The following is an 18618-nucleotide window of genomic DNA, read 5'->3' on the forward strand; positions in this document are numbered from 1 at the left end:
CTTGATGGTCGAGGGTGTGCGGACGAGTCCGCGCGGAAGCGGCGGCACCGGAACGGAGCCCGCCGAGACGAGTTTGATGCAACGGGTCGCGGCCGGCGACGAACAGGCGTTCGCCGACCTCTACGACGTCGTGGCGGGACCGGTGTGGGGTGTGGTGAACAGGGTCGTGCGCAACGGCACGTTCGCCGAGGAGGTCACGCAAGAGGTCCTGGTGGAGGTGTGGCGGACGGCGGCGCGGTTCAAACCGGGCAAGGGGAGCACGCTGGCCTGGGTGCTCACCATCGCGCACCGGCGGGCGGTGGACAGGGTGCGGTCGCATCAGGCCGCGCTCGACCGGGACGACCGGGCGGGCAGGCTCGATTTCCGGCGCCCCTTCGACGAGGTCGCCGAGTCGACGATCACCAACCTGGAACAGCAGCGGGTGCGCCAGTGCCTGTCCGCGCTGACCGACCTGCAACGCGAATCGGTGGTGCTGGCCTACTACAACGGCTACACGTACCCGGAGGTCGCGGAGGTGCTCGACACCGCGCCCGGCACGGTGAAGACCCGCATCCGCGACGGCCTGATCCGGCTGCGCGACTGCCTGGGGGTGGGGCAATGACCGCCGAGCTGCACACGTTGACCGGGGCCTACGCCCTGGACGCCGTCCCGGCGGAGGAGGCCGCGGCGTTCGAACGGCACCTGCGGGGTTGTCCCGCGTGCGGCCAGGAAGTCCGGGAGCTCCGGGAGACCGCCGCGCGGCTCGGAAGGGCGCTGGCCACCGTGCCACCGCCGAGGCTGCGGGAAGCGACGCTCACGCGGGTCGCCCACACCCGTCAGTGGCCGCCCTCGCTCGCGCGTCGCGGCGGGGTCGTGAAGACCCGGGTCGCCCTTTGGGGCGCCGCGGCGGCCGCCGTCGGAGCGCTGGTGTTCGGCTTGGTCACCACGACCACCGACCCGGGAGCCGACCCCGCGCAACAGCAGCTGGCGTCCGTCAACGCCGTGCTCACCGCGCCGGACGCCTCGACGGTCAAGGGTGCCGAATCCGGGACGACCACGGTCGTGACCTCGCGGAGCCAGGGCAAGATCGTGGTACTGGCCGGTGAACTCCCGCCGTTGGCGGCGGGCAAGGCGTATCAGGTGTGGCTCATCGGGGCGAGCGGGGTGCATTCCGCCGGTCTGCTGGCGCCGGACGGTCCACATCGGACTCGGCCGGTGCTCGCGGAGCTGCCGGGCGGGATCGACCGGGTCGGTATCACCGCGGAACCGGCCGGAGGTTCGCCCGCGCCGACGGTTCCGGCGGTCGTCATGGTGAATCTGTCTTAGCGCCGGTCAGCCGCTCGCAGGCCTGCCAGAGTTCCTGGCGCTGCGCGGCGGTTTCCCGGGTCTTGCCGAGGTAGTGGGTCGGGCGCTGGACGCGGTCGTGCCAGAACATGCCGTTGTACCGGCCGGGTTCCTCGGCGGCGGCGAGCCAGACGAACGTGTCCGCGCCCTGCTCCGGGTTGCGCAGGAGCGGGCCCGTCAGCTTCCGGAACGTCGGCAGGGAGGTCGCGACCCCGGGCGTGTCGGCCCAGCCGGGATGGGCGCTGTGCACGGTGACGCCGGAACCGTCCAGCCGGTCCGCCCAGAGTTCGGCGAGCACCACCTGCATCCGTTTGGTGCGGGCGTAGCCGGCGGCCGGTTTGTACTCGTCACGGCGGTACTGCAGGTCGTCGGCACGCAGCGGCTGGCCGTACATGCCGCCGGAGCTGACCCAGATCACCCTCGCGCCGTCGGCGAGCTTCGGCCGGAGCGACGCGGTCAGCAGATGGGGGCCGAGCACATGCGTGGCCAGCATGAGTTCGTTGCCCTCGGCCGTTTCCGTGCGTTCGGCGGGCATGACCCCGGCGTTGTGCACGAGGACGTCGACCTCGCCGTCGAGATTCTTGGCGTAGTCGCGCACGGAGGAGATCAGGCTGACGTCGCAGTGGTCGGCGATGATCCGCGAACCGGGGACGGCGCGCTCGATCTCGGCGCGGGCGGCGTCACCGTCGCCGCGGATCGCGATGCGCACGGTCGCGCCCAGCTTCGCCAGACCGATGGCCGTCGCCTTGCCCAGGCCCGCCTTCGCGCCGGTCACCACGGCGACCTTGCCCGCGAGCGCGTCCGGCGCGGGATCCTCCGGCCACCAGGTCCGGCGCAGGAGGTATCCGATGTTGCCGTACCCGAGCAGGGTCCGGTCGAGCACGGTGTCGGCGGCGCGGGTCACGGTGGACATGCGGATGCTCCTCCTCGGTCGTGGTACGCGACTTCCCGGCGAGGCCGCCGCGGAAACCTTTTACCGGATGCGGGGCCCGGCCTTCGCGGAAAAGCGGAACTCGATGGTCATCGGAAGCTCGTCGAGATCCAGTGCCTGACGCAGCCTCGGCAAGCCCTCCTCGGTGATCCGTTCACGGATCGCGGCCAGATCACCGTCCTGTTCGGCGCTCAGCACCACGGCCAGCACCGGCGCGTCCTGGGTGCCGCCGAGCGTGGCGTGCGCCGCGTGGACGCCGGAATAGGTCGCGACCTCCGCCGTGAAGGGGTCCACCGCGGTGCTCGCGGCCAGCGCGGTCCGGCCGGTGTCCTGCTCGAAGCGCCAGGTGTGGGATTTGGGTTTGCGGACGGGCTGCGCGATGAGCCAGCGCAGAGCCAGCAGCCCGAGGAGCACGGCGCCCCCGGCGACGGCGTACCAGACCCACGCGGGCGGCATGGCGGTGCCGGGGACGAGCGTGGTGCCGGGATCCAGCACTGGGATGCGGCCGAAATGGGTGCCGACGGCGAATCCGCCACCGGCGATCAGCACGAGCCCGGTCAGCACCAGCAGGGTGCGGTTCAGCCGGGCGGGACGGTTGAGGTCGGTCATGACGCGCTCCTCGTGGCCTTGACCCGGACCCGCACGGCGGGAACGGCGGCGGGGCCGATCTGGGCGAGACGGTGCTCGATGGCGGCGCGGACGGCGTCGGCGAGCCCGGCGGTGTTCGTCCGCCCGGTGGTCACCACCGAGACGATCGCGCGCCGCTTCACCTTGAGCTTCGCCGCCGAGACACCGTCCACAGTGGATGCGGCGGTGCGCAGGGTCGATCGGTAGCTGCGGCGGGAGGCGCCTGAATCCGTGCCGCCTTCGAGCGGCAGCACGGTCGGCTTCCCCGGGACGACCGCGCTCACGAGGAGCAGCAGACCGAGGAGCGCGACCACGCCGCCGGCGATCGCCGGAAGGGGATCACTCCATCGGAGATCGTGCAGCGCGGACGCGATGGCGTCGTAGCCGATCCACGGTGTCTCCCCGATGATCGTCTGGACCGCGACGACGGCGGCCAGGACACAGCCGGCGAGCACCACGAGGGCGACCAGCACGGCCGGGGCGCTGCGGCGTGGACGCCGTTTCATCGGACCCTCCTCGTCTCGGTCTCCTCGGAATGCAGGGCGGTGACGGTGATGTCGACCCGCGTGACGGTCAGGCCCGAGAGCCCGCCGACGCGGCTGATCAGATGCTCGCGCACGGCCTCGGTGGTGGCGCGCACCGAAAGCGGGTACTTCACCGAAAGCCGGACGTCCAAAGTGGTCGTCGAACCGGTGACGTGCGCGCTCACCTTGGCGCCCTGGTCGAGGTCTTCGCCGCCGACCGCGATCCCGAGCACCCGGGAGGCCGCGCCGCCGGCGCCGTCGACCTCGGTGATCGCCCGCGCGGCGATCCGTTCGACGGCGCCGTCGGCCACGGTCAGCCCGCCGCGCCCGTCCGTCCCGGGCGCGGCGGCGGTCATCGTCGTCATGGCGATCAGCCCCTGTCGCGGCCCGCCAGGGCCGAAAGGTCGAGCTTGCCGTCGAGGAACCTGCCGACCAGCAGGCCGAGCGCGGCGAGCACGAGCACGACGAGGAAGGCGCCGAAGCCGCCGAACGCGCCGGCCACGCCGAGCACGAGACCGGTCAACAGGCCGAGTTGGGTGGCGTTCATGAACGTTCTCCTTGCTGTCTGGCGCGGACCGGCGCCGATGGTCACTGGACGCGGCCGGACTCGGTGCTCTCGTCGGCGTCGTCGTCGCCCGGGATGTGCACGTCGGACACGTTGATGTTGACCTCGACGACCTCGAGCCCGGTCATCTGCTCGACCGCGCCGATCACGTTGCGGCGCACCGACTTCGCCAGATCAGCGATCGCGACGCCGTATTCGACGACGATCTGCAGGTCGACCGCGGCCTGGCGCTCGCCGACCTCGACGGAGACGCCCTGCCCGGCGGACGCGGTGGCACCCGGGATGCGCTCACGCAGCGCGTTGAACGCCCGCACGGCGCCGCCGCCCAGCGCGTGGACACCGGTGATCTCCCGGGTCGCGAGGCCCGCGACCTTCTGGACGACGGTGTCGGCGATCGTGGTCACGCCCTGGGTGGAGACGAGCGCGCTGTTCTCGGCCGGGGCGGTGGAGTTCGAGTTCGGCTTGGCGGTGGTGGCGGTGTTCGTCATCGCGATCTCCTCAATTCGGATTCCGTTGCCTGCGGTGGAAGTTCTTCGCTTCCACACTCAATAGACCCAGCCGCGCGAAGATCGTCACGACCCGATCGTGTGGTCTGGATCTCATCGCTCGTGGGTATGTCTTTCGGCCTAGTCCCCGCGGCCGACACCGCCGCCCCTTTTCATCCCGTCGAGGGTCGTGCGCACGGCGGGCCGCGGGGTTGGATCGTCCGGTGTCCCGAAGGCAGGAGTTACGAGTGAGCTGGAAATGCGTGATGCTGTCGATCGCGCTCGTCGCCGGATGTACCACATCGCAAGGAACTCCGGCGCCGGTGACCAAAGTGGACGAACCGGAGCGCGAGGCGGCGCTGACGTCGTTCTACCGGCAGACCCTGGACTGGCGCCCCTGCGAAGCCCTGCAGTGCGCGAAGCTGACCGTGCCCGTGGACTACCGGCGGCCGGACGGGCCGAAGTTCACGCTGCCGGTGATCAAGGCCGCGGCGACCCGGCCGGGGGAGCGGATCGGCACGCTCGTCGCCGGTGCGGGCGGCCCCGGGCAGTCCGGCGTCGCCATGGTGAAGGACATCGCGGGCACCTGGCCCGCCCCGGTCCGGGCCAGGTTCGATCTGGTCGGCTTCGATCCGCGGGGGATCGGCGGCAGCGAACCGCGGCTCCGCTGCGACACCGAGAGAGAGCCCGCTTCGAAGGCTCCCGAGGGCCTGCCGCTGATCGGCGCCGAGGTTCCGAGCACCCGGCAGTACGCCGAGGCGTGCCTCAAGAACACCGGGGAGAACGTGCTGCGGCACCTGGGCACCGACGACGTCGTCAGCGACCTCGACGTCCTGCGGGTGGTCACCGGCCAGGAGAAACTGACCTACCTCGGCTACTCCTACGGCACGCGGATCGGCCAGCTGTACGCCGACCGGTTCCCGAAGAAGGTCCGCGCCATGGTGCTCGACGGCGTCGACAACACCTATCTCGATTGGCGGGCCGACACCGTCGAGCAGGCGAAGGGCGTGGAAGACACCCTGCTGACCTACGCGAAGCAATGTGCCACGAGGACCGGCAAACCGTGCCCCGGCCAGGACGCGACCGAAATCCTCGCCACCGTGGACCGAGTGCTGGCCAAAGCGGACAAAGCGGGTGAAGGGAGCGCTCTTCGTTCGGAGATCTCCGCGAAACTCACCTTTCCGGCGGACTGGGCGGAGCTGTCGGAAATCATCCTCGGCGCCGACGCTCCCTCGGACGGCTCGTCGGACGAGCCCGCCGACGAGCCGGAGACCTCGACCGACACGACCGACGCGCTCACCGTCGTCAACTGCCTGGACCGGACCCATCCCACCGATCTGGCGGCGTACGAGGACGCCGCGCGAGAGCTTCGCCGTGTTTCCCGGCTCTCGTCCGGTACGGAAGCGCTCGGCTGCGCCTTCCTGCCCACCGGTGCCGCTCCGTCCAGGACGATCCGGGCGGACGGCGCGCCGCCCATCCTGCTCGTCGGGACCACGAAGGACGCCGCGACACCCTATGGCTGGGCGCGGCGGCTGCCGGAAAGCCTCAAATCCGCGGTGCTTCTGTCCAATGAGGACGTCGGGCACGCCGTCTTCGGCGGCGGATCGTCCTGTGTGGACGATGCGGTGAGCCGGTATCTGGTCGATTCGACGATTCCCGCCGCCCCGGCCCGCTGTACCGGCGGTCCCGTGTGATGCTGGGAGCGTGAAGATGCTCGACCGGCGGCTCGGCGCGGTGCTCGCCGAGGTACTCCTGGCCGGATTCGTCGCGGGCGTGACCGTCTTCCTCGCCGATCTGCTGCCCGCGTGGGGCTGGCCGGAGGTGTTCTCGCCGTCGGTGCCGGTGCTGACCGCCGTGATCGCCTGCGCCGTCGTGCTGGTGCTGCTGCGCCGCCGGTTCACGGTGGCCGCGCTGCTCGCCGCGACCGTGCTGTTCGGGCTGTTCCCCGCGACCGGCGTCGCGCTCGCGGTCGTCGCGCATACGGCGGGGGCCCGGGGGCGGCGGTGGCCGCTGTTCGGTCTCACCGCGCTGCTGCCTGCCGCGGTCGTGCTGCTCACCCAGCCCGCGTTCCGCTGGCAGTACGTCCTCGTGGTGATCGCCGTTTCGACGGTCTCGTGTCTCGTCCTGCCCGCGTTGGCCGGGGCGATGCAGGCGCAGCAGGCGAGGCTGGTGGTGGCGCTGCGCGACCGCGCCCGCCTGGAGGAACGGTCGCGGCTCGCCGAGGAGATGCACGACCAGCTCGGGCACCGGCTCAGCCTCATCACGATGTTCTCCGGCGCGCTGGAGGTCGCCGCCGAGGGCAAGGATCCCGAGTTGCGGCAGGCGGCCGGACATGTCCGGTCGACGGCCAAACTCGCGCTCGAAGAACTGCGGGAGTCGCTCGGCATCCTGCGGCCGGGCGGGGAACCGGCCGAACCCGCCGAAGCCACCGACGCCGCCGGTACGAAGGCCGATATCGAGGGCCTGGTGTCGTCGTCGCGCGATGCCGGCCTCGAAGTGGCGTTCGACTGGCGAGGCTCCGACCTCGGCGGCGTCCGCCCACCGGTCCGCCGGGCCGTGCACCGCTTGGTGCGCGAGGCGCTGACCAACGTGCACAAATACGCCGCCGGGGCGTCGGTGACCGTCGTCGTCGACCACGGCCCCGACCTGGTGAAGGTCGTGGTGCGCAACGGCGCCGAGCAGGTGGCGGCGGAACGGCTGCCCGGCACCGGGCGCGGGCTGGGCGGCCTGCGCGAACGGGTCCGTCTCCTCGGCGGGACGTTCACCGCCGGGCCGGTTCCGGAAGGCGGCTTCGCCGTCACGGCCGGCCTGCCGAAACGGGCGAGCGCGCCACTCGCGGAAGAGACGGGCGAAGAGCGGCCGGGCCGCATCCAGTCCGGTCTGCTGCTGACGACCGGTCTGGCCGCCGTCGCCGCGTTGCTGCTGACCACGCTCGCCTTCGTGCCGCCGCTCACCCCCGCCGACCACGAGGATCCGCTGGCCAGCGTGAAGATCGGGATGACGCCGGAGGAGGTCGAGGCGTGGTTCGGCCCGAACGAACCCGCCGCGCACGCCGCCGCGGAGGGCCACGAGCCGTCGATACCCGGTGACAGCTACTGCGTGTACGTCGCGGCCGCGGATCCGCCCGACGCGGAAACCGCCGCGATCTTCCGGTTCTGCTTCGGCGACCGGGGGTTGGTGGAGAAGACCTGGTTCGAGGTCCCTGTACCGGAGGAGACGCCATGATCCGGGTCCTGCTCGCCGACGACGAACCGCTGCTCCGTGCGGGCGCGCGGCTCCTGCTGAAGCAGGCGAGCGACATCGAGGTCGTGGCCGAGGCCTCGGACGGCGCGGAGGCGATCGACGTCGTCCGGCGGATACCCGTGGACGTCGCGCTGATGGACATCCGGATGCCCGGGACGGACGGGCTCGCCGCGGTCGAGGAGATCGCGCGTGAGGTGCGGGTCATCATGCTCACCACGTTCGGGGACGAGGCCTACGTGGCCCGCGCCCTGCGCGCGGGAGCGGCCGGGTTTCTCCTCAAGGACACCGATCCGGCGCAGCTCATCCAGGCCGTGCGGTCCGCGGCCGCCGGCGAGGCGGTGCTGTCGCCCCGGATCGCGAAGCAGGTCATCGACCGGTTCCGCGACGCCGACGCGGCGGACGCCGACAACGCCGCACGGGCCAGGCGGCGGATCGAGGCGCTGACCGCGAGGGAACTCGACGTCCTGGTTCGGGTGGGGCGCGGCCTGGGCAACGCGGAGATCGCGGGGGAGCTGCGGCTGTCGAACGGCACGGTGAAGATCCACGTCAGCCGCATTCTCGCCAAGCTGGGCTGCGCGAACCGCGTCCAGGCCGCGATCCTCGCGCACGATGCGGGCATTCTGCGTGGTTGAACGAGCCTCCGATCTCTGTTAGGAAAGGTTCCTAACTAACTGGAGGCGATGTGCGCGGACGTGGTCTTGCGGCGGCGACGGTTCTGGTGGTCCTGTGCGGTGGCTCGGCCGCCGTCGCGGACACGACGACGGCGGGGTCCGGCGCGCGGTCGGCGCGCAACATCATCTACATCCAGGGCGACGGCCTCGGCCTCGGTCAGCGGGACCTGCTCCGGCTGGCGCTCAAGGGCAAGAACGGCAGGCTCGCGATGGACGGGCTCACGGCCACCGGGCTCGTGCGGACGGCTTCGGACGATCCCGACGAGATCGTCACCGACTCCGCCGCGGCGGCCACCGCCCTCGCGACCGGGCACAAGACACGCAACGGCGCGGTCGGGGTGGACGGTCATGGGCGCCCGCTGGAGACGATTCTCGAACGGGCGAAGCGAGCGGGGAAGTCGACCGGCCTGGTCACCACCGCGCAGGTGACGGGCGCGTCGCCGGCGGCGTTCGCGGCGCACGTGCCCAGCCGGGACTCGCAGAGCGACATCGCGAAGCAGTACATCGAGAACAGCCGTCCGGATGTCCTGCTCGGCGGCGGTGAGGACTGGTGGTATCCCCAGGGGAACCCCGGGCTCTGGCCGGACAAGCCGGGGGAGGAGAGCCGCAGTCCCTACGGCAACCTGGTCGAACGCGCGCAGCGGACCGGCTACACCTACGTGCGCGACGGCGACGAACTGCGGACCACGCGGGCGAACCGGATCCTCGGCCTGTTCGCGAACGAGGACATGGTCGACTACGGCCCCGACGGCGTCGGGAAGTACGCGCCGCGGGTGCCGCTCCAGCAGATGGCGCGCAAGGCGCTGGACACCCTCTCGAAGAATCCGCGCGGCTTCTTCCTGTTCCTGGAGGAAGAGGGGACCGACGGCATGTCGCACGAGAACAACGCGCACGGCGTGATCGACGCGGGCCGGTCGCTCGACGCCACCGTCGCCGAGGTCCTGCGGTTCGTCCGCACGCACCCCGACACGCTGGTGATCATCGGTGGCGACCACGAAACGGGCGGGTTGAGCATCGAGAACTACGACGCGTCCGACACCGACCCTGACCAGGACGGTCCTTTCGACGTACCGGGTTCGAAGCTTCGGTTCACTGTGGACTGGACGACGCACGACCACACCGGCGCCGACACCCCGGTCACCGCCGAAGGCCCCGGCTCCGCCCGTCTGGGTGGCACCGTCGAAAACACCGACGTCTACTGGGTGATGCGGCTGGCGAGCGGCCTCTGACCACGATGTGCGCTTCGGTTACGGTTTTCCCATGGACCTTGTGCGCCGCATCGACCGCGCCGCGGGTGAATTCTTGCTGTTCGCCCTGACGCCACCGCGTTTGGCGACCGCTCGCGAACGCGTTCAAGAGATCGCCGACGCCACCATGGCTCGCTTGCGCCCGCTGGATCTCGACGGCCTGATCCTCTACGACATCGACGACGAAGCGGCCAGGAACCCTGCGCAGCGCCCGTTCCCGTTCTCGCCGACCCTCGACCCCGCGAACTATCTCGCGGACAACTTCACGAGCTGGCAGACCCCGGTCATCGTCTACCGAGCGGTCGGGAAATACGCGCCGTCGGAGCTGCGGACATGGTTGGCGGCCCAGGACCCGGCGCGCGTGATGACGGTTCTCGTCGGCGCCTCGTCCAGCAAGATCGACACCATGACCTCACTCGCCGATGCCCAGGCACTGCGGCGCGACGTCAACCCCGGTTTGCCGCTCGGCGGCGTCGCGATTCCGGAACGGCACAGCCGCCGGGACGACGAACATCTGCGACTGCTGGCGAAGCAGGACGCCGGTTGCCGATTCTTCGTGACCCAGGTGGTTTACGACGTCAACGCGGCGAAGAACCTCGTCTCCGATTACCACTACGAATGCGTCGCGCGCGGACGAACACCCGTGCCGGTCGTCTTCACCTTCTCGGTCTGCGGATCGTTGAAGACACTCGACTTCCTGCAGTGGCTGGGCGTCGACGTGCCACGGTGGATGGAGAACGACCTCAAACACGCGGCCGACACCCTCGAAGCGTCCTACCAGCTGGCCCTCGCCGCGGCTACCGAACTGATGGCCTACTGCCGCGGCCTTGGTGTTCCGTTCGGTATCAACGTCGAAAGCGTGTCGATCAGGCGGGAAGAGATCGAGGCGTCCGTGCGGCTGGCCGAACAACTCCGGACGGAGATCAAGGGCTGAGGCCCGAGGTCCTGCGAGTGCCCCTGGTCAGCATCGGGAACGCTACGAGGCGAAGACGCCGAACTCCCAGAAGGAGAAGCAGTAGCGGGTGGCTCGCTTGACGCCGACGAAGCGCACCCAGCGCGTGGTGACCGGCTCGAACCGTGCGGTGTCGATGCCGCCGTCTCCGGCGGTGGTCGACCAGGCCGTCTGCCAGGTGCCGCTTGCCTCACTCCATGCCTCGATGCGGTACTCGGACGCGTATGCCGCCTCCCAGTCGATGGTCACCCGGCCGACATTCCGCTCGGAGCCGAGATCGACGTAGTACCACTGCCCGTCGTTCCAGGAGCTGGACCACCGGGTGGAACGGTCGCCGTCGACGGCGCGCGATGGTGACAGGTTCACGAACGGATTCCACTCCGTCGAACTGGCCGTGGCCGGCTTCGCGTGGGCGAGGTCGGTGCCGAGACGATGCGCGGTGGTGGCTTCCCAGGTCTTCAGGTACGACTCCGCTCCTTTCGCGAGGTCGTCGATGACAGCCTGCCCGCCGACCATGCGGACGTCCTCGATCCAGTCCGGGATCAGGCCGTAGTGCGCGGCGCCGTCGACGTTGACGTCCCAGACCCGTTCGCCGGTCTTCTGCCGGTCCATCGTCGTGGCGCCGTCGAAGGTGCGATACGGGTAGACCACCGGGTTGCTCGCGCCGGTGCGCGGCGCGGGCCAGCCGCCGACACCGTTCATGTCGGCACCGAAGCCGTAGCCGACCTTGTACTGGTCGCGCAGGGCCTTGTTGCGCCGCCACTCGTTGACGAAGCTCTCCGAGCCGTTGTCGTAGCCGGTGATGAATCCGCCCAGTTTGTACACCCGCTCGGACCAGCCCGCGTCCATCCAGCTGTGTGTGGACAGCACGCCCGGGTAGTTCTCCGCTTCGAGGATGTCCAGGGTGCGCGCGGCCGCCTTGACGCTCATATGGTCGAGCTCGACCATCATGTTCCGTTCCATCATGCGGCGCAGGGCGTGTTCGCCGAGGCGGGTGAGCCCTCGGGTGTTGCAGCGCTTGGCCGGGTCGCCGCCCGCGATCGGGTTGTCCTGCTGCGGACCCGGGCACACCTCGGTCGTCCACGTGGTGGCGCAGCAGGAGAACTGACCGGCCTGGAGGATCTGGCCGGTGGTTCCCGAGTCGAAGCGCACGCCGCACAGGCCGTTGTCGAACTTGTGGCACAGGAACATGCTGCGCACGCCGAGCGAGTACAGCTCGTTGATCCCGGCGTCGATCTGCGCGGCGGAGCACTGCGCGACGTCCATGATCATCTTGCAGCCGAAGGGTTCCGAGGTCTCCACCCCGAGGATGATCGCCAGCTTGCCGTCCATCACCACCTGGCGGGCCTGCTCCGGGCTGGTGACGATCCGGAAGAAGCCCTTGCCGGGGCCGCCGTAGATGCCGTCGATGTAGTCCTGCATCTCCCAGGACTTGCGTGCTTGGAGCCGGATGGCGTCCATCTCGTCGCAGCCGCGGTCCTTGGGCATGATCGGCAAGGCGCACAGGACGCCGTTGGAGACCAGGTCGTTGACCATGATGCGCAGCCCGCCGCGCCACGCCCGCTCGATCCAGGCGTAGTAGTTCTGCTGATGCGTCAGCGACTTGTGGGTCGGCCATTCCTTGAAGGACGGCCAGCCGACCGGGTCGTGGTGCCCGTCCGGATCGGCCGTGAGATTCTCGAAGGTGGCGCCCCTGCCGTCGGGGTAGTGCTCGGGGCAGTCCTTCAGCGCGTCGGCGACGCCCGCGGGCGAGAACGGTTTGCCGCAGATCAGCCTGCCGCCGAAGCCCTCGTTGGCGAGTATGTGGTTGTGGCCGTCGACGAAGCCGCGGACCTCCCCGCCTTGAGCGCCGGTGAACGGGGCGCCGGTCGCGCCGATCTCGCTGTCCGGACTGGGCCGGTTCGGCGGCTCCCACCAGTTCGACGCTGCCGACGACGTCGGCGTGACGCCGACGACGAGCGCGATGGCGGCCAGCGCGGCCATCGCGAGTGACAGGACCCTGCGAAGCCGTCTCATCGAGAACCTCCTGTGCGCGCCCCACGGTGGGAGTCCATCGGGATGATGGTGACGGCAGACACAATGTGAGTCAAGTTCATGTTTTCTCGCGCCGCGACCCAGCCGGGTGTCGCGGCCGCGATCGTCGGGGCGAGCAGGCCGAGTACCGGAATTGGGGTGGTGTCGCCTGGGGTGAAGGTCGGGGACAAGCCTGCGGGGTATGCGCCTGGGGTGCGGAACTGGTGAGGTGTCGTGGCGTCTCGCCGTTTCCGGCAGCCGTCCAAAGCGGTCACGTCGCGAAGTCGGCCACGCGAGCCCCGTCGCCATTTCCCGGCAACGAGCCCCCAAGCCCACTCCGGAAACCCCAGAGTTCGTCCGCCTTCCCGTCCCGCTCACCCGAGATGATGCTGATCGCGTTGACTCCGAGCCCGGGCCACCTGATCTGAAGGTCCGAAGTGGACGGTCAGCGTCGGTTCGAGGCTTGGAGGGCTTCGTCGACGGTGTGGTAGAGCCTCAGCACGATGTCGAGTCCGGTGATTTCGATGGGCCGGATCACGGGGCTGTTGGAGTCCACGGCGATGCGAAGTGATTTTCCTTGTTCTTTCGCGTACGCGTCGGTGGTGATCAGCGTGGCAAGGCCGGCGGAGTCGAGGAAGTCCACTGTGGCCAGATCCAGAACACAGGTACCGGCGGTGTCGTCGATCGCGGACATGACCGCCGTGCGCAGTGCCGGCGCGGCCTCGGTGTCGACCTCACCGGTCACCGCGACCACGACGCCCCCGCTCACGACGCGGCGGACGATGTCCAAGTCGGGTGGTGGCGGTTCGGCCTGGGACGGGTGACTCACGAGGATCGACGGTACCGGACCGGCGATGCCACGAGATGCGACGCCGGTCCGGATTTCGCCCGTTCCGCGGCGCACGGCTAGTCCTCGCCGTGCCAGGTGCGTGCCGTCGACAAGTGCGGCGCGTGACCGCTGTTTCCCCCGCGCTGCAACGCGAGTTCGACCCACACGGTTTTGTGGTCGGCGAAGTTCTGCACGCCCCAGGTGGAGGAGAGCCGGTCGATCAGCAGCAAGCCACGCCCGCCGGAACCGTCCGGGGTCCGCCTCTGCGGCTGACGCGGCGAGGCGTCGTCGACCTCGATCCGCACGTACCGGCCCTGATGCGTGAGTCCGAGACGGCAGACGCGGGGCGCGTCACCGTGCCGGTGGGCGTTGCTGATCAGTTCGTCCGCCACCAGAACCGCATCGTCCACGGCGAGTCCCCGGTAGCGGCACAGCATCTGCCGGACGCCATGGCGGACGTCCCTGGTCGCGGTCGTGTCCAGATCGAAGGTCACGTCGCCCGGATTCGGCTCGTTGCGCTCAGTTGTCCCCGGCTGCGTCGACATCCGTCCCACCGCCTCGTTCTAGACTTCTGATCGGAAACATCGCGCACTGAATCCAGTACCCCGAGGCGAGCAAAGGCAAACTCCAAGGGGCGGCGCGTCACCTTCATCCGCGGGCTCGGCTCAGGAGTTACGGTGCCGGCTTGCGTCTGATCGCGATGACGACGGTGTCGTCTGCGTGCAGGACGATGTCGTGCATCTCGGTGGCGAGAGCACCGGGGATGGTCGCCGTGGATTCTCCGGCGTGGCGGCGTGCCGCGGCCAGCAGCCGGCCTTCGCCTTCCTGATGGTTCTTGCGGCTTTCGGTCAAGCCGTCGGTGTACAGGAGGAGCAGGTCGCCCGCGGCGAGGGTGCGGCCGACCAGGCTTCCGTTGCCAGGGTCGGGAAATCCGATACCTCTCCCGACGATGGAAGGCACCAGGAGCTCGGTGTCGCCCGCGGCGGTGACGAGGACCGGGCGCGGATGGCTGCCGTTGGCGACGGTGACGTCGCCGGTCACCGGGTCGAGCCGGGCGAGCAGCACGGTCGCCATCAGGCCGGGCTCGATGGTCGCCAAAGTGCCGGCGGCGCGGGCGATCAGGTCGTGGAGGGGATGGCCTTCCAGCGCCAGCGTGCGGATGGCGTGGGTGACGGTCAGTGCGTGCCGGGTCGAGGTGACGCCGTGGCCGACGGCGTCGACGAGGGTGATGTGCACGGTCCCGTCGGGCAGCACGAACCAGTCGTAGAGATCGCCGCCGGTCGGGGAATCCGGTTCGCTGGGCGCGTAGTGCACGGCCAGGTCGAAAGCGTCCACGTGTGGTGGCGGCGGGCGCAGCGCGTCTTCGAGTTCGCGGAAGATCACCGCGTGGGCCTGCCGGAGTCGTTCGTCCCGTTCCTCGAGTTCGACGTACATGGCGAGCACGCCGCTGTTGGTTTCGGCGAGTTCGTGTTTGAGTTCGCGCTGCTCCTGGGTGAGGGTGTCGGCTCGGGCGATGAGCGCGAGCATTTCCTCGCGGGTGGCCAGTTCGTCGTCGACGGGAACCGTCGCCGCGTCGTGGACGGCGGGGAGGTGCCAGGTGAGGACCGCGCTGTCGCCGGCGTCGGGCAGCAGAGGCAGGGCGTTGCGGTGGTCCTGGCCGACCAGACCGGGCAACCGGAGGGTGACGGCCAGCCTGCCGTTGCCCGCGTGGGTCGACAGCTCGGGCGGGTGCTCCGCTCGCTCGGCGAGCAGGGTCACCGCGAGGACCAGCTTGGCGCGGTCGTCGGTGGTGACCCCCGCGGCGGCGCAGGCTTCGCGAAGGCGATGGCGTAGCCGGGCGATGGGGGAGCGCGTCATGGCGTGCCCGTTCCGGAGCCGACCGCGATCAGGGTGGCGTCGTCGTGGGGGTCGCGGTGCCGGTGGGCGAGGTCGGCGGCGAGGAGTGCCGGGACCGGGAGCGGGCCGAGGGGTGCGGCGCCGCGCCAGCCGGTGCCGATTCCGTCGGTGTGCAGGACGAGGACGTGGTGTTCGGGGAGGTCCACGGTCCCGACGTGGGCGTCCGGCAGGGTGAAACCGACGATGCCGGGCATGCTGAGCAGCGGCCGGCTCTGTCCCGGCGTCAGCACCATGCCGCCGATGTTCCCGACGCCGCAGAATTCGAGCAGGCCGCCGGAGATCCGGGCGAGCGCGACGGCCGCGCCGCGGGTCTGCCGCAGCGACCGGTGCATGGCGGTGAGGTGGTCGCGGAGCGGGCGGCCCGGGTTGCGGCGGAAGACGTCGATCGCGGCCACCGCCGCGTCGCCGGCGGCGGGGCCGTGGCCGAGGCCGTCCACGACGGCGATGGTCCGGGCGCCGGGCAGATCGGCTAGCGCCAGGCCGTCGCCGCACCGGTCTTCGCCTTCGCGCGCCAGGCGGACATGAGCGACAGCCGTGGCGTTCGTGCCGGTGATCAGCGTTCGTGCCGCCGCGGTGGTGCCAGAGCCTGCCGCCGACCGGATCCGGAACTCGGCGGCCAGCCTGCCGACGGCGCCGAGGCCCGTGCCGAGCGTCGCGGTCGTGCTGTGGCCGTCGATGCGCCAGTGGTCCAGATCGGCCATGCCCGGTCCGGAGTCCGCGGCGTAGATGTCCACGCCGTCCCCGGCGAGGGAGCGGTGGATGAAGACCGTGCCGTCGGTGGCGTGCTTGTCGATGTTGCCCGCCAGTTCGGAGGCGATGACGGCCGCGCGCTCGGTCAGTACCTCGGGCAGTCCCGTTTCCGCGGCGACCTCCCGGGCGACGCGCGCTGCCGTGTAGACCGCGCTGATGTGGTCGATGCGGATCTGGCGGGTGAGGTCCGCGACGGTGATGGTCATGGCTTCCAGCGCACGATCGTGACCGTGGTACCGCGTCCGGGAGCGGCGTCGATGGTGAACTCGTCGACGAGGCGCCTGGTTCCGCCGAGGCCGTGCCCGAGACCGGCGCCGGTGCTGAACCCGTCGGCCATGGCCTGCTCGACGTCGGCGATTCCGGGGCCTTCGTCGCGCACGGTCAGCTTCAGGCCGACCCGGCCATTTCGTACGACGGTGATCGTCATCGAGCCCCCGCCACCATGGATGTAGGCGTTGCGGACCAGCTCACTGGCCGCGGTGACGATTTTCGTCTGGTCGACGATGGAGAAGCCCACCGCGACCGCGCAGGCCCGCACGGCGTGGCGGGCGGTGAGAAGGTCCTCCTCGGCGCGGACCGCGTGTTCGCGCGCGGGGATGTCGTGCCCGGAACCGGTGAGCTCGTCAGGAAGCATGAGGCGCCTCTTCGGCGGCCTCGGCGGGGCGGCGCCACCCCAGCAGTTCCATGGCCTGTTCGGCGTTGAGCGCGGTCTGGACGCCGGTGAGGCGCAGGCCGAGTTCGGACAGGGTGATCGCGACCGCGGGGCGCATGCCGGCGACGATCATCCGGGCCCCGAGCAGCCGTCCGGTGGCGGCCAGCTGCATCAGCACTCGGGCGACGAAGGAATCGATGATCTCCAGCCGGGAGATGTCGAGGATGACCCCGCGGATGCTTTCGTCGGAGATCCGGGTGGTGAGTTCGTCGGTGAACCGCAACGCGGTGGTGTCGTCCAGGTCGGACAGCAGCCCGCTGATCAGGATGTCGCCGAGCCGCAGGATCGGCAGGCCCGCGTCGGCCGTCATCCCGTCACCGCGGCGGTGCGGTCGCCGAGCAGCTCCAGCGCGGCGGCGAGGGCGTCGGCCAGCGAGCCGCGGGTCACGATGTGGGAGAGATCGATGCCGAGCTGGGTGACGGTCTGCGCGATAGACGGACGGACACCGCTGATCAGGCATTCGGCGCCCATGAGCCGTACCGCACTGACCGTCTGAAGCAGATGCTGCGCCACTGCGGTGTCCACTGTGGACACGCCGGTGATGTCGATGATCGCCACGCGGGCTTCGTGGGTTTGGATCGCCTCCAGCAGGCTGTTCATCACGACCTGGGTGCGGGCGCTGTCGAGGGTGCCGATCAGGGGGACGGCCAGCACTTGCCGCCACAGGCGCACCACCGGGGTGGACAGCTCCAGCATCTGCTGATGCTGGCGGCGGATGATCTCCTCGCGCCCTTCGACGTACACCGAGAAGGTGAGCAGGCTCGCGGCGTCCAAGAGCTGGTTGACCAGCAGTGACACCTCATAGCGCAGCGCCGGGTCCCCGCTCCGGCGTTCGACCGCGGCCATGGTCGTGTGCTTCAGCGCGAGGATCGCCGTGGCCGTGAGGGCCGGCGCGGTACCCGCACGAGCGCGCCGTTCGGAAAGCCCGCGCAGGGCGGAGCGGACCGCCTGGTCGCGCTCGATGATCTGGCTCAGCGGCGTCCCGATGGCGAGTGCTTCACGGAGTGCTCCCAGTAGTTCGGTCGCCTCGCGCCGCAGCGCGGTCTCGTCGAGCCGGGCCGACGAGTCGGCCAGCTGCCATCGGACCCACTCGTCGACCAGCTCGTCTTGGTCTTCACCGAAGATCCGTGACAGCAGGTCTCGGACGGCGGAGTCGTCCGTCCTCAGCACTGAGGCCTCCCAGGGGCTCCGGGTCGCCGTCCGATATCCAGCAACCGTTGTCATATGACAATAGTTAGCCTACTGGAGAGAACCGGTTGCGCCATACCCGGATCTAGTCGCCTGCCGCGGCCTCACGGAATTCCCGGAGGCCGGTGGCGAGCGCCGCTCTGGTTTCGGGGGTGAGTTTCGCCAGTACGGCCTGCAGGCTTTCCCGTCGCCGGGCCCGCAGGTCCTGCAGATACGCGCGGCCACGGTCGCTGAGCCGCAGCGTGATTTCGCGGCGGCTGGCCGAACTGGGGAGCCGTTCGAGGAACCCGACGGCCTCGAGCCGGTCGCACAGGCGACTCACCAGCGGCGGGGTGGAGCCGAGGACGTCGGCGAGGGCGCGCAGGTTCAGGCCGTCGTGGTGATCGAGCGCCACGACCGCGCGTACCTGGGACGTCGACAGCGGACGCGGTGACGCCTCGCGAGCCCGCTCGAACATGATCTCGAGCAGCTCGGCCGTCTCGGTCACGGCCGCCGCCACCGTCTCGGTGCCGGGCGGCTCGGAGGACCGATTCACAGACCCACTCTCGCATCCTTATGCTGAACTGTCAGCTCAGCTCACCGCGGCACGTCCTGCGACCGGTCCGACGGAGCGGTGCGGACTCATTCCCGCGTGCTCGATCCGAGGGCCGGGTTTCGGGCGA

Annotated in this window: 22 protein-coding genes; 7 read left to right on the top strand and 15 right to left on the bottom strand. The window is 70.2% G+C overall.

Going from position 1 to position 18618, the window contains the following annotated elements:
* Window positions 1-4: 4 nt before the first annotated feature.
* Entirely contained in the window at window positions 5-601 is a 597-nt protein-coding gene (gene sigK / locus AJAP_RS11695) for an ECF RNA polymerase sigma factor SigK (protein WP_038510613.1), read from the top strand.
* The gene (locus AJAP_RS11700; protein WP_038510616.1) at window positions 598-1305 is read left to right on the top strand and encodes an anti-sigma factor; all 708 of its coding nucleotides are present in this window, start codon (window positions 598-600) and stop codon (window positions 1303-1305) included. Before sigK ends, AJAP_RS11700 begins: the two co-directional genes overlap by 4 nt.
* On the opposite strand, the gene AJAP_RS11705 is transcribed toward AJAP_RS11700, so the two are convergent.
* From AJAP_RS11705 to AJAP_RS11730, 6 genes are read right to left on the bottom strand one after another with little or no spacing between them, the layout of a single operon-like run.
* A complete protein-coding gene (locus AJAP_RS11705) occupies window positions 1286-2236 on the bottom strand; it encodes an SDR family NAD(P)-dependent oxidoreductase (RefSeq protein ID WP_038510618.1) in 951 nt (316 codons plus the stop codon). The two genes, AJAP_RS11700 and AJAP_RS11705, sit on opposite strands and share 20 nt — an antisense overlap.
* Window positions 2237-2296: 60 nt before the next feature.
* Window positions 2297-2863, bottom strand: coding sequence for a hypothetical protein (locus tag AJAP_RS11710; protein ID WP_038510621.1), 567 nt, complete (start codon window positions 2861-2863; stop codon window positions 2297-2299).
* Window positions 2860-3387 (bottom strand): DUF6286 domain-containing protein, encoded by a 528-nt coding sequence (locus AJAP_RS11715; protein ID WP_038510624.1) that lies wholly within the window; start codon window positions 3385-3387, stop codon window positions 2860-2862. The genes AJAP_RS11710 and AJAP_RS11715 overlap by 4 nt, the downstream gene beginning before the upstream one ends.
* Entirely contained in the window at window positions 3384-3770 is a 387-nt protein-coding gene (locus AJAP_RS11720; protein ID WP_038510626.1) for an Asp23/Gls24 family envelope stress response protein, read from the bottom strand. Before AJAP_RS11720 ends, AJAP_RS11715 begins: the two co-directional genes overlap by 4 nt.
* A gap of 5 nt (window positions 3771-3775) precedes the next feature.
* The gene (locus AJAP_RS44350) at window positions 3776-3952 is read right to left on the bottom strand and encodes a hypothetical protein (protein WP_016335849.1); all 177 of its coding nucleotides are present in this window, start codon (window positions 3950-3952) and stop codon (window positions 3776-3778) included.
* Window positions 3953-3993: 41 nt separating this feature from the next.
* Window positions 3994-4458, bottom strand: a complete 465-nt coding sequence (locus AJAP_RS11730) for an Asp23/Gls24 family envelope stress response protein (protein WP_038510629.1) — start codon at window positions 4456-4458, stop codon at window positions 3994-3996.
* A 245-nt stretch (window positions 4459-4703) separates the two neighbouring features.
* Here AJAP_RS11730 and AJAP_RS11735 point away from each other — a divergent pair, with 245 nt between their 5' ends.
* The 5 genes from AJAP_RS11735 to AJAP_RS11755 are packed head-to-tail and all read left to right on the top strand — an operon-like array spanning window position 4704 to window position 10550.
* Window positions 4704-6149 (top strand): alpha/beta hydrolase, encoded by a 1446-nt coding sequence (locus AJAP_RS11735; RefSeq protein ID WP_038510632.1) that lies wholly within the window; start codon window positions 4704-4706, stop codon window positions 6147-6149.
* Between the two features lie 16 nt (window positions 6150-6165).
* A complete protein-coding gene (locus AJAP_RS11740) occupies window positions 6166-7680 on the top strand; it encodes a sensor histidine kinase (RefSeq protein WP_051972408.1) in 1515 nt (504 codons plus the stop codon).
* Window positions 7677-8330: a response regulator gene (locus AJAP_RS11745; RefSeq protein ID WP_038510635.1), complete on the top strand. Its 654-nt coding sequence runs from the start codon at window positions 7677-7679 to the stop codon at window positions 8328-8330. The genes AJAP_RS11740 and AJAP_RS11745 overlap by 4 nt, the downstream gene beginning before the upstream one ends.
* A gap of 50 nt (window positions 8331-8380) precedes the next feature.
* Window positions 8381-9598, top strand: coding sequence for an alkaline phosphatase (locus AJAP_RS11750; protein ID WP_038510638.1), 1218 nt, complete (start codon window positions 8381-8383; stop codon window positions 9596-9598).
* A gap of 31 nt (window positions 9599-9629) precedes the next feature.
* Window positions 9630-10550: a methylenetetrahydrofolate reductase gene (locus AJAP_RS11755; protein WP_038510641.1), complete on the top strand. Its 921-nt coding sequence runs from the start codon at window positions 9630-9632 to the stop codon at window positions 10548-10550.
* 42 nt (window positions 10551-10592) lie between these two features.
* Here AJAP_RS11755 and AJAP_RS11760 read toward each other — a convergent pair whose 3' ends face one another.
* The 9 genes from AJAP_RS11760 to AJAP_RS11800 form a co-directional block, all read right to left on the bottom strand.
* Window positions 10593-12584 carry a discoidin domain-containing protein gene (locus AJAP_RS11760; RefSeq protein ID WP_038510644.1) on the bottom strand — a complete coding sequence of 664 codons (1992 nt, stop codon included), beginning with the start codon at window positions 12582-12584 and terminating at the stop codon, window positions 10593-10595.
* Between the two features lie 442 nt (window positions 12585-13026).
* Window positions 13027-13410, bottom strand: a complete 384-nt coding sequence (locus AJAP_RS42925) for an STAS domain-containing protein (RefSeq protein WP_158509793.1) — start codon at window positions 13408-13410, stop codon at window positions 13027-13029.
* 77 nt (window positions 13411-13487) lie between these two features.
* Window positions 13488-13955, bottom strand: a complete 468-nt coding sequence (locus AJAP_RS43595; RefSeq protein ID WP_051972410.1) for an ATP-binding protein — start codon at window positions 13953-13955, stop codon at window positions 13488-13490.
* Window positions 13956-14082: 127 nt separating this feature from the next.
* Window positions 14083-15267 (bottom strand): PP2C family protein-serine/threonine phosphatase, encoded by a 1185-nt coding sequence (locus tag AJAP_RS11775; protein WP_038510647.1) that lies wholly within the window; start codon window positions 15265-15267, stop codon window positions 14083-14085.
* The gene (locus tag AJAP_RS11780) at window positions 15264-16262 is read right to left on the bottom strand and encodes an ATP-binding protein (protein WP_038510648.1); all 999 of its coding nucleotides are present in this window, start codon (window positions 16260-16262) and stop codon (window positions 15264-15266) included. Before AJAP_RS11780 ends, AJAP_RS11775 begins: the two co-directional genes overlap by 4 nt.
* A complete protein-coding gene (locus tag AJAP_RS11785; RefSeq protein WP_038510651.1) occupies window positions 16259-16690 on the bottom strand; it encodes an anti-sigma regulatory factor in 432 nt (143 codons plus the stop codon). Before AJAP_RS11785 ends, AJAP_RS11780 begins: the two co-directional genes overlap by 4 nt.
* Window positions 16680-17078 carry an STAS domain-containing protein gene (locus AJAP_RS11790; RefSeq protein ID WP_038510654.1) on the bottom strand — a complete coding sequence of 133 codons (399 nt, stop codon included), beginning with the start codon at window positions 17076-17078 and terminating at the stop codon, window positions 16680-16682. Before AJAP_RS11790 ends, AJAP_RS11785 begins: the two co-directional genes overlap by 11 nt.
* Window positions 17075-17938, bottom strand: coding sequence for an STAS domain-containing protein (locus tag AJAP_RS11795; RefSeq protein WP_038510657.1), 864 nt, complete (start codon window positions 17936-17938; stop codon window positions 17075-17077). Before AJAP_RS11795 ends, AJAP_RS11790 begins: the two co-directional genes overlap by 4 nt.
* 103 nt (window positions 17939-18041) lie before the next feature.
* On the bottom strand, window positions 18042-18491 hold the full coding sequence (locus AJAP_RS11800; protein ID WP_228694912.1) for a MarR family transcriptional regulator: 450 nt from the start codon (window positions 18489-18491) through the stop codon (window positions 18042-18044).
* Between the last annotated feature and the right edge of the window lie 127 nt (window positions 18492-18618).

The sequence above is a fragment of the Amycolatopsis japonica genome, from assembly GCF_000732925.1.
GTDB lineage: Bacteria > Actinomycetota > Actinomycetes > Mycobacteriales > Pseudonocardiaceae > Amycolatopsis > Amycolatopsis japonica.